At 67.5% G+C, this 14,492-nt stretch carries 13 protein-coding genes; 3 read left to right on the top strand and 10 right to left on the bottom strand.

Annotated elements, in window-relative coordinates; translation table 11 throughout:
* Positions 1–102: 102 nt before the first annotated feature.
* The 3 genes from ACWGE0_RS12330 to ACWGE0_RS12320 all read left to right on the top strand — a co-directional run bounded on the left by ACWGE0_RS12330 (position 103) and on the right by ACWGE0_RS12320 (position 1,586).
* Complete coding sequence (locus ACWGE0_RS12330) at positions 103–309, top strand: hypothetical protein (protein ID WP_452260964.1); 207 nt, start codon at positions 103–105, stop codon at positions 307–309.
* Between the two features lie 2 nt (positions 310–311).
* On the top strand, positions 312–1,070 hold the full coding sequence (locus ACWGE0_RS12325; RefSeq protein ID WP_452260963.1) for a hypothetical protein: 759 nt from the start codon (positions 312–314) through the stop codon (positions 1,068–1,070).
* 150 nt (positions 1,071–1,220) lie between these two features.
* Positions 1,221–1,586 carry an ArsR/SmtB family transcription factor gene (locus ACWGE0_RS12320; RefSeq protein ID WP_452260962.1) on the top strand — a complete coding sequence of 122 codons (366 nt, stop codon included), beginning with the start codon at positions 1,221–1,223 and terminating at the stop codon, positions 1,584–1,586.
* 34 nt (positions 1,587–1,620) lie between these two features.
* On the opposite strand, the gene ACWGE0_RS12315 is transcribed toward ACWGE0_RS12320, so the two are convergent.
* The 10 genes from ACWGE0_RS12315 to ACWGE0_RS12270 all read right to left on the bottom strand — a co-directional run bounded on the left by ACWGE0_RS12315 (position 1,621) and on the right by ACWGE0_RS12270 (position 14,386).
* Positions 1,621–2,784, bottom strand: coding sequence for a globin domain-containing protein (locus ACWGE0_RS12315; protein WP_452261130.1), 1,164 nt, complete (start codon positions 2,782–2,784; stop codon positions 1,621–1,623).
* Between the two features lie 766 nt (positions 2,785–3,550).
* A complete protein-coding gene (locus tag ACWGE0_RS12310; protein WP_452260961.1) occupies positions 3,551–4,774 on the bottom strand; it encodes a wax ester/triacylglycerol synthase domain-containing protein in 1,224 nt (407 codons plus the stop codon).
* A gap of 55 nt (positions 4,775–4,829) precedes the next feature.
* Entirely contained in the window at positions 4,830–5,435 is a 606-nt protein-coding gene (locus tag ACWGE0_RS12305) for a hypothetical protein (RefSeq protein WP_452260960.1), read from the bottom strand.
* 55 nt (positions 5,436–5,490) lie between these two features.
* Positions 5,491–6,342, bottom strand: a complete 852-nt coding sequence (locus ACWGE0_RS12300; protein ID WP_452260959.1) for a hypothetical protein — start codon at positions 6,340–6,342, stop codon at positions 5,491–5,493.
* An 86-nt stretch (positions 6,343–6,428) separates the two neighbouring features.
* Complete coding sequence (locus ACWGE0_RS12295) at positions 6,429–6,866, bottom strand: universal stress protein (protein ID WP_452260958.1); 438 nt, start codon at positions 6,864–6,866, stop codon at positions 6,429–6,431.
* Between the two features lie 2 nt (positions 6,867–6,868).
* A complete protein-coding gene (locus tag ACWGE0_RS12290; protein WP_452260957.1) occupies positions 6,869–7,975 on the bottom strand; it encodes an acetate/propionate family kinase in 1,107 nt (368 codons plus the stop codon).
* Positions 7,972–10,302: a phosphoketolase family protein gene (locus tag ACWGE0_RS12285; RefSeq protein ID WP_452260956.1), complete on the bottom strand. Its 2,331-nt coding sequence runs from the start codon at positions 10,300–10,302 to the stop codon at positions 7,972–7,974. Before ACWGE0_RS12285 ends, ACWGE0_RS12290 begins: the two co-directional genes overlap by 4 nt.
* Positions 10,303–10,410: 108 nt before the next feature.
* Positions 10,411–11,139 carry a pyruvate formate-lyase-activating protein gene (gene pflA / locus ACWGE0_RS12280; protein WP_452260955.1) on the bottom strand — a complete coding sequence of 243 codons (729 nt, stop codon included), beginning with the start codon at positions 11,137–11,139 and terminating at the stop codon, positions 10,411–10,413.
* The gene (gene pflB / locus ACWGE0_RS12275) at positions 11,136–13,352 is read right to left on the bottom strand and encodes a formate C-acetyltransferase (RefSeq protein ID WP_452260954.1); all 2,217 of its coding nucleotides are present in this window, start codon (positions 13,350–13,352) and stop codon (positions 11,136–11,138) included. The genes pflA and pflB overlap by 4 nt, the downstream gene beginning before the upstream one ends.
* Positions 13,349–14,386 (bottom strand): zinc-dependent alcohol dehydrogenase family protein, encoded by a 1,038-nt coding sequence (locus ACWGE0_RS12270; protein ID WP_452260953.1) that lies wholly within the window; start codon positions 14,384–14,386, stop codon positions 13,349–13,351. The genes pflB and ACWGE0_RS12270 overlap by 4 nt, the downstream gene beginning before the upstream one ends.
* Positions 14,387–14,492: the final 106 nt, after the last annotated feature.

Here is a 14,492-nt window from a genome sequence, read left to right as displayed (position 1 = left end):
CACCCGATCGGGTGTGTGCGGCCTCGCACGCACAAAGACTTGCAAACTTCTTTAAGTGCGCAGATCATGGAGTTCTTCGGCCGAGGAGAGATGTTGAGGACGATGAGCGAGTTCGAAGCAGCGCTGCGGAACAAGGTCTCCGAAGCCTGGGAAACCCTGCGAGAAGCCCGGCAGGCGGGCCACGACTACGAGATCCACCTGCACAGCGCCCGGATCCGCGACCTGCTCGACCGAGCTGCCCAGCACGGCATCGACACCCGTAACTGGATCGACCCGGCGCTGCTGGAGAACTCCGGGCTCGGGCACTGACCATGAGCGCGCCATCGAGGAACGGCTTGGTCGCGGTGGTCGGCGGAATCGCTGCGACCACGACGGTGCTGCGTCGCTACGCCGCGATCGTCGAAGACCAGGCGGGACTGCCGACCCGCGTCATCGCCTCCGACTACGGATTGCACAACCTGCCGTCTGACACGGGCGCCGTGGTGCTGGTCCGGGCCACACCGGAGCGCGAGCAGAGGGCCCGCGAGTCCATCGTCGGCGTCCCGCTCCTCACCGACCAGGACACCACCGCGATCGCCCTGACCGCCGCGGTGCTCACCACGCTGACACGCGCCGGCAAAGCACCGGAGACCAGCCGGGTCGTCATCGCGGGTGCCAACACCATGCCGCTGCTCAATCCGGTCCTGCTGGCCGCGGGAGTCCGTGACATCACCACCTGGAACCCCGTCGACGCGCTCGCGTTCCCGTTGCGCCGCATCGCCGCCGACGCCGACGCGGTGATCAACCTGGCCGGCGGGGGTGGCCGCTTCGCCTGGCCACGGCACACCGCACCCGCGGTGATCGTGCCGGACCCTGCGCGCGACCCGTTGCTGGCCCTTCCGGGTCTGCTGCGCGCGTTCAGCGGGCATCCGCGCGCACGCCTGACCCCGGACGTCCAGCACGCCTGTGCGATCGCGCTGTCCGCAGCCACCCCGCCCGGCGAACAGGTGCCCCGGCGTGCCGATGAGACCCTCACCCGCCAGATCGCCGAATTCGCGACAGACGCACTTCATCGAGGAGTCGCACGGTGACCGCCCCCGACCGCACCTGCAGTGGCCGGGTTGCTCACTTAGTAGGATTAGCAACTGCTGAACCCCGTTGAAACGCATCCCGAGTCGCAGTGACTGGGATCAACCAGGGAGGATCAGCACCATGACGACGGCCGGCCGGAAGGGGCTTCGATGAGCATGCCCCTCTATCAAGTCAAGGCGGAGTTCTTCAAGACGCTCGGCCACCCGGCACGCATCCGGGTGCTCGAACTGCTCAGCGAGCGAGAGCACTCCGTCGCGGAGATGCTTCCTGAGGTCGGTATCGAAGCAGCCAACCTCTCCCAGCAGCTGGCCGTGCTGCGCCGCGCCGGACTCGTGACCACCCGCAAGGAAGGCTCCAACGTCTTCTACTCGCTGACCAGCCCCCATGTCGCCGAGTTGCTCGCCGTCGCCAGACGCATCCTCACCGGAGTCATCACCGGCCAGATGGAGCTTCTTGAAGACCTCCGCACACCTGCTGCCGCCGCCCCACGTGGCCGAGCTCGCAAGCAGCATTGAACGCCTTCTGATCACCCGATGCGCGCCTGCGAGTTCACTGCTCGAGCATGCCTGGGCCGAAGACCTCGTACTTGATGTCGTCGGCGTGCATTCCCCGCCGAAGAAGTCCGGCCCGCATGTCGCGCATGAAGGTGATCGGGCCGCACAGGTAGGCGATGGCGCCAGCAGGCAACGGGATCGCGTCCACGTCGATGACGCCGGGCTGTCCGCCGCCGTCTCCGTTCTCGTACCAGGTCAGCTGCCGGCCGTCGGTGAGGCGGGCGTACTCCTCGCGGTGTGCGTGCCGGTCCGCCAGGACTTCGGCGTGTGCGGCGACGACCATGCGTTCGGGCTGCGTGGCGGAGATGTGGTCGAGCATGGACAACATCGGGGTGATGCCGATGCCCGCGCTGATCAGCACCACGGGCCGGTTGCCGGGCTTGAGCGTGACTTCACCAGCCGGCGGGCCGACGAGCACGGTGTCGTCGGCGTGCACGTGGTCGTGCAGGAAGTTCGACACCGCACCGTCCGGGGCTCCGTCCGCGCCGCGAATCCGCCGCACGGTGATGCGCAGCTCGCCACGGCCGGGTGCCTGGGACAGCGAGTACTGGCGCGGCTGCCGGTGCCCGTCCGGCAGATCGACCGCGACGGACACGTACTGGCCAGGCTCGAACATCGAAACCGGACCGCCGTCGTCGGGAAGCAGCGTGAAGGACACCGTGTCGACCGCCTCCTCGTCGCGCTTCGCCACGCGCCAGGGACGCCACAGCGTGTCCGGCGTGACACCGGCGGTCTGGAAGAGGCGCGCCTCGGCGGCGATCAGGGAGACCGCGAACAGCCAGTAGACCTCGTCCCAGGCAGCCGCGACCTCCGGCGTGACGGCGTTACCGAGCACGGTCGCGACGGCGCCGATGAGGTGCTTGCCGACGATCGGGTACTGGTCGGGCCGCACTCCGAGCGAGACGTGCTTGTGAGCGATGCGTTCCGCGATCGGGCCGAACGGAGTGCCGTCGAGCAGGTGCTGGGCGTAGGCGACCACGGCGGCGGCCAGTGCGATCTGTTGCTTGCCGCTGGCTTGGTTGCCGTGGTTGAACAGGTTCAGCAGTTCCGGGTGCGCGGCGAACATCGACGGGTAGAACTCGGCGGTGATCTCGGCGGCGTGGTCGCGGACGACGGGCAGGGTCGCGCGCACTACGGCAGCCGAAGCAGCGGAAAGCACAAGCAGCTCCTCGGGGATGTCCCAGCCAGGACGGTCAGGGCGGCGATGCGGCCGCACCTTGAGTTTGTGCGACCAGGACCAGTCGAATGCAGGTAGGAACGTCGCCTTCGCTTCAGGACTTTCGTCCCTGCCGTTCGCGACAGAGGCTTCCAGGCCAGGCCACTACGATTCGCCGATGGCGAGAGCGCAATCTGGCGGATTCGGTCAGGACGGCGTGCAGAACGTGATGAGCGGTACGGCCGAGGTCGTAGTGCAGGCTGGCCATGTTCACGGAGATGTCGTCGTGAGTCCTGGGCCTGAGTAACTGGACGTCGAGGTCTGGTGTGAGGCGGCGGAGATCGAGGCCATGCCCAACCAGTTGGACCTGATCTACCTGTGGATAGATGCCGAATTCGCGATCTCCGGACACGTGAGGTCTATGAGTCGCACGTTGAGGACTACCTCGCAGGCTGCTGAGGTTCTCCAGCAGAGAGCGTTGATACACCTTGAGAACCACGAACGCGCTTGCGTGCACCACCAGGCACGCGGACCAAGGACGTGTTCAAGCACCAGATGTTCCGCTGAAGGTGCTGATGCTGCCGAAGGCGATCTTGACCGGTCATTGGGATGCGACCGCCGATTCCGCACGCCGAGATCGCCCGACCGGGTCCTCTCAGCGAGAACAACGGAAGCGTGGCGAACGTACTTGCGGTAGCGGCAGCGGCACTCGTCGGGCACATGCTCGAGCGGAAACGGAACTCCGGGTTGGTTGGCGGTGCTGAGACGTTCAGCCAAGCAGATCGAGCTCGGCCTGCAGCGCCTGAGTGAGCACGAGCAGGTCGGGCACGTGATCGGGATCGGCGACCACCGTGATGGTGAACGCATCGCCGTAGGACAAGGCAGCGAACGCCACCGTCACGTTGCCGGTGGTGGCCGACAACGGGATGAGACCGACGACCGGTGCGCCGCCCAGCCGCATGGGGTGATCAGGGCCGTGCACGTTGGTCACGACGGTGTGGACCATGCGCTGGTGGTTCATGAACCAGTCCGCCATCCCGAGCAACTTCAACATCCGGAAGATGGGCGTGACGGACGTGGCCGACTTCTTGTGTGACCGGGTGATGTCGGCGATCCGGGTCAGGCGTTCCAAGATTTCGCCACCGGTCGGCAGCGTGACGGGCATGACGCCGGTGCTGTTGCCGAGGTGAGCAGCGGTGGTCGATCGACGTGTCGACACGGGAATCGAGACGACCAGCTCGTCGACGTGGTCACCGCGCCCGGTCAGCACAGTGCCCAGTGCACCCATGACGGCGGTGAGAAGGGCATCGTTGACTGTGCCTCCGCAACGGTGCGCAGCGGCGTGCAATCGGGAAACGCTGGTCCGCGCGATGGTCTGTCGCCGCCGTGGGCCGGTCGGCTGGTTCAGGGAGCAGCGTGGGCCGCGTGACGGCCACTGCAGCGCGGCGAACGAGACGCGCCCAGGGAGCCTTCGACGGGCCGTCCAGGCGTCCTTCGCGAGTTCACGACGGGAAGGTACGGGAACAGGAAAGGGCGCGGTCTCGGGTCGAGGTGCGCCGTCGACCAGGTTGGCCAGCACGGCGAGGCCGCCGATGCCGTCGGACAACACGTGGTGGAACACCAGAATCAGCGCTGCCCTGTCGCCACCCAGCCCGGTGACCAGCGTCGCCGACCAGAGCGGTGACGAGTGGGGCAGCGGACGGATCACCAGCGAGGAGGCGATGTCGAGCAGTGCTGCCTCGTTGCCAGGAGCTGGGCAGACCATGCGATGCACGTGCCTGGTGATGTCGAACCTGGCGTCGTCGATCCACACGGGGCGGCCACAACCGAACGGTGCGCGGACCAGGCGCCGGCGCAGCCGCGGAACGGTCCGCACGCGGTCCGCGAGCAAGGATTCGACGTCGCCAGGATCACGTCCCAGCACCACCACTGCGCCGACCTGCATGCCCGAGGCCAATGACACCAGGTCTTCCGGACTCGTCCGGTCGATCATCGGAGGTACCGTTCGGCTTGGCGAACGTCTCACATCGCCGCGAGCTTCGATCACGTCATTTCCTCCTCACGAGCCGGATCAGTGCTGCGCCCGTGACGGCCGCCATGATTGCCGCCATCAGCAGGCCGCCCAGAGCACCGATCAGAGCGATGAGTTCCGCTGACTGACCTGGTTGCCACAGGGGAGTGGTGACAGCGGTGAACACCACCAGGCCGACACCCCACGCCAGGGCGTTGGCCCAGATCCACAAGTGGGCGCGGGCGAAGTGGTTGCGCATGAGGAACCACTGCGCTGTTCCCAATGACAGCAGCACTCCGGTACCCGCCACGGCGGCGATGGGCAGGACAGCGGCGAGCGGCAGCGTGTTCAGTCGGCCGCCGTTGTGCACCGCGAGCATTGCGACCGCCCAGGCGAACCCCGCTGCCAGTGCCGTGACGCCGATCCAGTTCCGCCCGTTCAAGGTGGAGTCGACGCGGCGCAGCACCACGGCTTGCGTCGCGCCAAGCACAGCGCCTTCGATCACTCCGGCGAGAACGAGCAGTTGCGGTGACGAGGTGAGCGCGCCCGCGAGCGCCGGTGCGAGGAAGCCCGCGAACTCTCCCGCCGTCGTCCAGCGGAACCACGACCGCCAGATGTCGCGCGCGGCCAGTTGTGTTCTCATCCCTCAACGTTGCGCGCTCTCGCGCTCGAAGTTCAGGGACCAACGTCCTCATCGGTCAGGCCCAAAGGGAGGGACGAAGCCAACCAGGAGCGGGTGTTCCGAGTACTCTGGCGCCGCGCCGCAGAACTGTCGCGCACACGGCGATCATCACGGCGAACAACCCCGCGACCGCCCAGTTGGGCTGCTGGCCGTTGATGAGCAAGGCGATCGCCATCGCCCAGATGGCGAGCCCCATGGTCAGCACCTTGATCAGAACGACGGCGCCGAGGACGGGCGCCGCCACGTGACCGCGGACCAGAGCGACACCGGTGGTGACGACGGCGGGCAGTGCGAACGCCAGGTCGGCGACGTAGACCGGGTACGGCAGTTCTCCGACGTTGAGAGTGCCAGGCAGCCCGCCGCCGATGGTCGGCACGATGTCGGAAAGCCACAAGCCTGCGAACGCGACACCGATCACGATCAAGAACCAGCCGACGCCGACATGGCCTGGGAGAGGCACCTTGCGCACCTCGATGCGCGCGATGCCGTCGATGAGAGCGGCGATCGACAGCGTCAGCGCGGCGATGTAGAGCAGGAACGCCGAGTTGTGCGGTACGCCGAAGGCGTAGATCAGGTACGTGTACGCGATGTAGCCGAGCAGGCCGAGCCACAGCAGGTGTCCGCGCAGCGATCCGGCGCTGCTGCGATGGCCCGCCCAGATCAGCACCGGCACGATCGCCAGCGTCAGGACGTCTTGCGCCAGCGACTCGAGGTGCGTCGTGCGGTCCAGCCGATACGCTCGTTCGGAGAAGAGGCCGTACAGCGTGGCCGCGGCGAGAACAGGCGCCAGCAGCCACGTGACCCCTGTCGTCCACGATGTCCGCTGAGTGCGCGCCGCTAGGGCGCTGCTTGTGGGAAGAGTGCTCATGACTCAACGTTGCGCTGTCAGAGCAGCAGGATGCAGGGGCGAAGGGCCATGCTGTCGCAAGCCGTCTGGCTCATTCAGCGGTGAATTTACTGTTGTGTCAACGGAACCACGCTGACCGGGCAGTGTGCGTGATGGATCAGCGCCTGGCTGGTCGAGCCGAGCAGCAGTCCGCGGAAGCCGCCGCGTCCTCGGGTGCCGGCCACGATCAGCTGCGCGTCCGAGGACTGCTTGATCAAGGTGTGTGCGGGGCGGTCACGAGTGAGGATCTGCTGCACGGGCACATCGGGATGCGCGGCTGAACGACCAGCGACCTGTTCGGCCAGCAACCAGTGTTCGGCGGCCTCGATCGACGCGAGGTTCGTCGTCGTCAGCCCGAGTTGCCATGCGGTTTCGGCGGTGATGTCCCACCACGTCCGCACCGCGTGCAAGGACACGCCGCGCATTGCGGCGGCTTCGAAGGCGAAAGCCAGGGCGGTGTCGCTGGCGGACGATCCGTCCAGCCCCACGACCACTGGCTTGGTCACGGTCATCGCTTCCTCCCACTCGGTTCGTTCATGAGCGCGCGGGTCTGCGTGGCGATCTCGATGTCCTCCCGTGCCTCGACGACCCAGACCTCGACAGCGGAACCGCTCGGGCTGATGCGGCTGTCCAGCACGGCTTCGGAGTTGCGTTCCGCGTCAACGCCGATGCCGAGGAAATCCAGTCCGGCAGCGGTGTCCGCCCGCAATGCCGCGTCGTGCTCTCCGACGCCACCGGTGAACACGAGCAGGTCGACGCCGCCCAGCGACGCGGTCATGGCGGCGATGCTCTGCCGCAGTCGGTGCACGTATACCTGCAGTGCGAGGGCGGCGTGTTCGTCGCCGTTCTCTGCCGCCTTGCGCACGTCCCGCAGGTCACCGCCGACCTCGGACAGGCCGGCGAGCCCGGAGTGGTGTTCCAGGCCGTCTTCGAGGTCGTCCAGCGTCAGTCCGGCACGCTGCAGCCACACCAGCAGGCCTGGGTCGACGTCACCGCTGCGGGTGGCCATCACCAGACCTGCCAGCGGGGTGAAGCCCATCGTCGTGTCGATCGAGCGTCCGTCGGCGACCGCGGTGAGCGACGCCCCGGAACCGAGGTGGCAGTTCACCACGCGAGCGCCAGGTTTGTCTGCGAGCTCAGCCGCTCGTCGGGACGCGTAAGCATGGGACAGACCGTGGAACCCGTACCTGCGCAGGTCCCACTTGCGCCGCCACGCGGCGGGCAGGGCGTAGGTGGTGGCGGCCGTAGGCATCGTGGTGTGGAACGCGGTGTCGAAGCACGCGATCTGGGGCACGTCCGGCAACAGCTGCCGGGCCGCGTCGATGCCGGCGAGCGCGCGGGGCTGGTGCAGCGGTGCCAATCCGGTCAGCGCGTCGATCCTGGCGCGCACGTCGTCGTCGATGGCGGTTGCGCTGGTGAACGCGGGGCCGCCGTGCACGACGCGGTGCCCGACCGCGTCCACGGACGGTGTATCACGAAGGAAGTCCTCCAGCGGTCTGGTTTCGTCGCCTCCTGACCACCGTTCAACCTGCGTCTCGGCGAGGACGGTGTCGTCCTCGCCGAGGACGCGGAGCTTGAGGCTGGAGGAGCCGGCGTTCACGACGAGCACGTTCATTGCCACGTCCAGTCGCGGATCTCGGGCATGTCCTCGCCGTGCTCGCGGATCCAGTTGTGGTGGCGGGTGCGCTGGTCCTGCATGTGCTGGCGCAGCCGGGCTGCCTTGGGGCCGAGTCCGGGGACGCGGTCGATGACGTCGATCACGAGCCGGTAGCGGTCCATGTCGTTGAGGACCAGCATGTCGAACGGTGTCGTGGTGGTGCCTTCTTCCTTGTAGCCGCGGACGTGCAGGTTGTGGTGGTTGGTGCGGCGGTAGGTCAGGCGGTGGATCAGCCACGGGTAGCCGTGGTAGGCGAAGATGACGGGCCTGTCGGTGGTGAACAGCGCGTCGAACTCGCGGTCCGGCATGCCGTGCGGGTGCTCGGTGTCGGGTTGCAGGCGCATCAGGTCCACGACGTTGACGACGCGGACCCGCAGTGAGGGCAGGTGTTCGCGCAGGAGTTTCGTCGCGGCGAGCACTTCGACGGTGGGGGCGTCGCCGGCACACGCCAGCACGACGTCCGGTGCCTCGATGCTGTCGTCGTTGCTCGCCCACTCCCAGATACCGGCGCCGCGGGTGCAGTGCAGGATCGCTTCGTCGACGTCGAGCCAGTCCGGTGTCTCGTTCTTGCCGGCCACGATGACGTTGACGTAGTCCTTGCTGCGCAGGCAGTGGTCCGCCACCGAGAGCAGGGTGTTGGTGTCCGGCGGGAGGTAGACGCGGACGACCTCGGCCTTCTTGTTCATCACGTGGTCGATGAAGCCGGGGTCCTGGTGCGAGAAGCCGTTGTGGTCCTGACGCCACACGTGCGAGCTGAGCAGGTAGTTCAGCGACGCGACGGGCCTGCGCCACTCCAGCTTCTTGTGCGTCTTGAGCCACTTGGCGTGCTGGTTGAACATCGAGTCGATGATGTGGATGAACGCCTCGTAGCAGTTGAACAACCCGTGCCTGCCGGTGAGCAGGTAGCCCTCCAGCATGCCCTGGCACAGGTGCTCCGACAGCACCTCCACCACGCGGCCGTCGTGCACCAGGTGCTCATCGACGGACAACCTCTCGGCCTGCCACTGCTTTCCGGTCACCTCGTAGACGGCGTCGAGCCGGTTGGACGCCGTCTCGTCCGGCCCGAAGATCCGGAACGAACGCGCGTCGACGTTGAGCGTGATGATGTCGCGCAACATCCGGCCGAGCACCCTGGTCGGTTCGGAGTGCGTGGTGCCGTGCTTCACGACCTCCGCCGCGTGCGCGCGGATGCCCGGCATCTTCAGCTCGCGCAACAACAGGCCGCCGTTGGCGTGCGGGGTTGCGCCCATCCGATGCTCACCGGTGGGCGCCAGCGCGGCGAGTTCCGGTCGCGGTGCTCCGTTGTCGTCGAAGAGTTCGGCCGGCCGGTAGCTCTGCAGCCACTCCTCCAACTGCCGCAGGTGGTCCGGGTTGCAGCGCACACCCGCCAGCGGCACCTGGTGCGAGCGCCAGGTGTTCTCGACCGGCACGCCGTCCACTTCGGACGGACCGGTCCAACCCTTGGGGCTGCGCAGCACGATCATCGGCCACCGCGGCCGACTCTCCGAGGCCTTGACGCGGTGGATCTCGTCCACGATCTGGTCGAGCACCTCGGCCATGCGGGCGTGCATCGCCTTGGGTTCGTCACCCTCGACGTAGAACGGCGTGTAGCCGTAGCCGCGCAGCAACGCGTCCAGCTCGTCGTGCGGGATGCGGGAGAGCAGGCTGGGGTTGGCGATCTTGTAGCCGTTGAGGTGCAGGATCGGCAGCACGGCCCCGTCCCGCATCGGGTTGAGGAACTTGTTGGCGTGCCAGCTGGCCGCGAGCGGCCCGGTCTCGGCCTCGCCGTCACCGACCACGCACGCCACGATCAGGCCGGGGTTGTCGAACGCCGCGCCGAACGCGTGCGCGAGCGAGTAGCCGAGCTCGCCACCTTCGTGGATGGAGCCGGGCACCTCGGGTGCGACGTGGCTGGGCACGCCCCCTGGGAAGGAGAACTGCCGGAACAGCTTGCGCATGCCCTCGCCGTCGCGCGGCACGTCCGGGTAGGTCTCGCTGTAGGTGCCTTCCAGCCACGTGTTGGCCAGCAGCGCGGGGCCGCCGTGACCGGGACCGGTCACGAACATCATGTCGAGGTCGCGCTCCCGGATGATCCGGTTGAGGTGCGCGTAGATGAAGTTCAGACCCGGCGTTGTGCCCCAGTGACCCAGCAGGCGTGGCTTGATGTGCTCCGGTGCCAGCGGTTGGGTCAGCAGGGGGTTGTCCATCAGGTAGATCTGGCCGGCCGACAGGTAGTTGGCGGCTCGCCAGTACGCGTCGACGAGCTCCAGGTCGGCGTTCGGCATCTCGCGCTCCTCACTCGGGTTGGTGCCTTCTACGCTGCCGTCCTGATCGATCACGGGACAGGGCATCCGGACCGTGCAGGCCGGGACTGAAGTCCCTGGGTGCCCGGATCAGTGGACGGGGACACCGCAGCCGGCGAACTGACCGCGCACCCGCCGCACGAGTTCGTCGTCGGGGCAGGGGACGTCGGCCAGCGGGAACGGGATGCCGAGCGCGGCGTACTTGGGTGCGCCGAGTTTGTGGAACGGCAGCACTTCGACGCGTTCGACGGCCTCCAGGGTGCTGACGAAGGACGCGATGCCCGCGACGTTGTCCATGGCGTCGGTGTGGCCGGGCACGAGCACGAACCTGATCCACATCGGTTTGCGCAGCGCGGACAGCCTGCGGGCGAACTCCAGCGTCGGCGTGACCTCGCCGCCGGTGACGTGCCGGTAGGTGAGCGGGTCCCAGGACTTGATGTCCAGCAGCACCAGGTCGGTGTCGGCCAACAGCTCGTCGGACGCCCGCGAGCCCAGGAAGCCGGACGTGTCGAGCGCGGTGTGCAGGCCGAGCTGCTTGGAGCGGTGCAGGACTTCGGCGGTGAAGTCCTGCTGCAGCAGCGGTTCTCCGCCGCTGATCGTCAGCCCACCGCCGGCGACTTCGATGAACCGCCTGTACTTCGTGACCTCCGCCATGACCTCGTCGACGGTCATGCGGTGGCCGTCGCGCATGTGCCAGGTGTCCGGGTTGTGGCAGTAGAGGCAGCGCAGCGGGCACCCGCTCAGGAAGAGCACGAAGCGGGTGCCCGGTCCGTCGACCGCGGTGGAGATGTCCCATGAGTGGACTGATCCTGTGGTCACAGCGACTCGTGGAACGTGCGGTTGATGACGTCGCGTTGCTGCTCGGGCGTGAGCCGGACGAAGTTCACCGCGTAGCCGGAGACGCGGATGGTCAGCTGCGGGTGCTTCTCCGGATGCGCCATCGCGTCGAGCAGGGTTTCGCGGCTCAACACATTGGCGTTGAGGTGGAAACCACCCGCGTCGGTGTAGGCGTCGAGCACGCCGACAAGGTTGGTCACCTGCTCGTCCTCGGTGCGTCCGAGGCCTGCGGGCGTGATGCTCGCGGTCAGCGAGATCCCGTCCTGTGCCTGGCCGTATGGGAGCTTCGCCACCGACAACGCCGCGGCGACGAGCCCGTGCCGGTCGCGGCCGTTCATCGGGTTGGCACCTGGTGCGAACGGTTCGCCCGCGCGGCGTCCGTCCGGGGTGTTGCCGGTGTGTTTGCCGTAGACGACGTTCGAGGTGATGGTGAGCACCGACTGGGAGTGCACGGCGCCTCGGTGAGCGGGGTACTGCCGCACCTTCCGCATGAAATCCTCGACCAGCTCGACGGCGATCGCGTCGGCGCGGTCGTCGTTGTTCCCGTACTGCGGGAAGTCACCCTCGACGGCGTAGTCGACCGCGAGGCCGGTCGCGTCGCGGATCACGCGGACGCGGGCGTGCTTGATTGCGGACAGGCTGTCCGCCACCACCGACAGGCCGGCGATCCCGCACCCGAGGAGCCGCTGGACCGGGTGGTCGTGCAGCGCCATCTCGATGCGTTCGTAGGCGTACTTGTCGTGCATGTAGTGGATGATGTTGAGGGCTTCGACGTAGGTCTTGGCGAGCCAGTCGGTCATCCGGTCGAACGTCGTCCGCACCTCCTCGGGATCGAGGTACTCGGAGGTGATCGGCGGGAATGCCGGTGCGACCTGGACGCCGGTCATCTCGTCGCGGCCGCCGTTGATCGCGTACAGCAGCGCCTTGGCGAGGTTGACCCGCGCGCCGAACAGTTGCATCTGCTCGCCGACCTTCATCGCGGAGACGCAGCAGGCGATGGCGGTGTCGTCGCTGAACCGCGGTCGGATCAGGTCGTCGTTCTCGTACTGGATCGAGCTGGTGTCGATGGAAACCTTGGCGGAGAACCGCTTGAATCCGTCGGGCAGACGCGGTGACCACAGCACGGTGAGGTTCGGTTCTGGTGCAGGGCCGAGGTTGTAGAGGGTCTGCAGGAACCGGAAGCTCGTCCGCGTGACCAGTGGGCGTCCGTCTTCGCCCATGCCGCCGATGGACTCGGTGACCCAGGTCGGGTCGCCGGAGAACAGCTGGTCGTACTCCGGTGTGCGCAGGAACCGCACGATCCGCAGCTTGATGACCAGGTCGTCGATGAGCTCCTGCGCCTCGCGTTCGGTCAGCCGGCCCTCGTCGAGGTCGCGTTGCAGGTACACGTCCAGGAAGGTGGACGTGCGGCCCAGCGACATCGCGGCACCGTTCTGCTCCTTCACCGCTGCGAGGTAGGCGAAGTACAGCCACTGAACCGCCTCTCGGCCGTTGCTGGCCGGACCGGAGATGTCGTAGCCGTAGGACGCGGCCATGACGCGCAGTTCCTCGAGCGCCCGGACCTGCTCGGCGAGCTCCTCGCGGTCCCGGATGACGTCCTCCGTGGACATCATCTCGTCCAGCGCCGCCCGTTCGGCCTTCTTCGCCTCGACGAGACTGTCGACGCCGTAGAGCGGGACCCTGCGGTAGTCGCCGATGATCCGGCCTCGCCCGTAGGCATCCGGCAGACCGGTGATGATGCCTGCCTTGCGGGCACGCAGGATCTCGGCGGTGTAGGCGTCGAACACGCCGTCGTTGTGGGTCTTGCGGTACTTGGTGAAGATGTCCCGGATGTTCGGCTCGAGTTTGTAGCCGTAGGTTGCGAGGCTCGTCTCGACCATCCGCAGGCCGCCGGTGGGCATGATCGCCCGCTTGAGCGGTGCGTCGGTCTGCAACCCCACGATGATTTCGTGGTCGCGGTCGATGTAGCCCGGAGAGTGTGCGGTGATCGACGACGGGGTGTTCGGGTCGACGTCGTAGATCCCGCGAGCGCGCTCGTCGACGAACATCTCCGTCAACCTGTGCCACAACGCGGTCGTGCGCGGCGTCGGACCGGACAGGAAGGTCGCGTCGCCGTCGTACGGCGTGTAGTTGGACTGGATGAAACCGCGCACGTCGATCCTGCCGACGGTTGCGCGCTCGGCGGTGGCAGTCATCGCGTCAGCACGACCTTGAGCGCGCCGGTGTCGCCGGCGTTCTCGAATACCTCGTACGCCTGCTCCATCTCGTCGAGCACGAAGCGGTGCGTGATGAACCGCTCGCCGTCGATCCGGCCCGCCGCGACCATGCGCAGCAGGGTGGGCGTCGAGCTGGTGTCGACCAGCCCGGTGGTGATGGTGACGTTGCGGATCCAGAGGTTTTCCAGGTGCAGCGTGGCGGGCTTGCCGTGCACGCCGACGTTCGCGACGTGCCCGCCGGGACGCACGAGTTTCGTGCACAGCTCGAAGGTCTCCGGCACACCGACCGCCTCGATCGCGACGTGCGCGCCGAGTCCGCTGGTCAGCTCGCCGACGACGCGTTCCGCCTCTTCGGCGGTGGTCGCGGTGACGTCCGCGCCGAACTGCTTCGCGGCGTCGAGCCGGGACGCCGCCAGGTCGACCGCGACGATGTGGCTGGGGCTGTAGAGCTGCGCGGTCTGGATCGCGGCGAGCCCGATCGGCCCGGCACCCACGATCACCACGGTGTCGGCGGGCTTGATCCGTCCATTCAGGACACCGACCTCGTACGAGGTCGGCAGGATGTCCGCCAGCACGACCGCAGCCGTGTCGGTGACGTCGTCGGGCAGCAGGTGCGTGGAGGTGTCGGCGAACGGCACGCGCACGTACTCGGCCTGCACACCGTCGGTCGTGTGGCCGAGGATCCAACCACCGCCGCCGAGGCACTGGCCGTAGCTGCCAACGCGGCAGTATTCGCAGCGGCTGCAGGACGTGATGCACGAGATGAGCACCCGGTCGCCAGGCTTGATGCCGGTCACCGAGGCGCCGACCTGCTCCACGACGCCGACCGCCTCGTGGCCGAGGATCCGGCCGGGCCCGACCTCGGGCACGTCGCCCTTGAGGATGTGCAGATCCGTGCCGCAGATCGTGACCGCGGTGACGCGGACGATCGCGTCCGCGGGGTCCTTGATCTCCGGCTGGGGAACGTCTTCCCACGCGCGCTTGCCAGGACCGTGGTAGACCAGCGCCTTCATCGCAGATTCCTCCTCGTCGGTTCGTCGATCCCAGACTTCTCGGGTCGGCGGACGCGGCGCAGAGCCCGTGGTCCCAGACGCTGGAGGACCTAAGGACCTCCTGCTG

It is taken from the genome of Lentzea sp. NPDC054927, from assembly GCF_053610285.1.
The sequence above is the reverse complement of the archived record's forward strand: the minus strand, read 5'-3'. Positions and strand labels throughout refer to the sequence as shown.

Coding starts and splice junctions, on each gene's coding strand:
- pflB (WP_452260954.1), bottom strand. CDS start 13,352: ATGACTGCCACCGCCGAGCGCGCAACCGTCGGCAGGATCGACGTGCGC.
- ACWGE0_RS12320 (WP_452260962.1), top strand. CDS start 1,221: ATGAGCATGCCCCTCTATCAAGTCAAGGCGGAGTTCTTCAAGACGCTC.
- ACWGE0_RS12330 (WP_452260964.1), top strand. CDS start 103: ATGAGCGAGTTCGAAGCAGCGCTGCGGAACAAGGTCTCCGAAGCCTGG.
- ACWGE0_RS12285 (WP_452260956.1), bottom strand. CDS start 10,302: ATGCCGAACGCCGACCTGGAGCTCGTCGACGCGTACTGGCGAGCCGCC.
- ACWGE0_RS12270 (WP_452260953.1), bottom strand. CDS start 14,386: ATGAAGGCGCTGGTCTACCACGGTCCTGGCAAGCGCGCGTGGGAAGAC.
- ACWGE0_RS12325 (WP_452260963.1), top strand. CDS start 312: ATGAGCGCGCCATCGAGGAACGGCTTGGTCGCGGTGGTCGGCGGAATC.
- ACWGE0_RS12300 (WP_452260959.1), bottom strand. CDS start 6,342: ATGAGCACTCTTCCCACAAGCAGCGCCCTAGCGGCGCGCACTCAGCGG.
- ACWGE0_RS12305 (WP_452260960.1), bottom strand. CDS start 5,435: ATGAGAACACAACTGGCCGCGCGCGACATCTGGCGGTCGTGGTTCCGC.
- ACWGE0_RS12310 (WP_452260961.1), bottom strand. CDS start 4,774: ATGATCGACCGGACGAGTCCGGAAGACCTGGTGTCATTGGCCTCGGGC.
- ACWGE0_RS12290 (WP_452260957.1), bottom strand. CDS start 7,975: ATGAACGTGCTCGTCGTGAACGCCGGCTCCTCCAGCCTCAAGCTCCGC.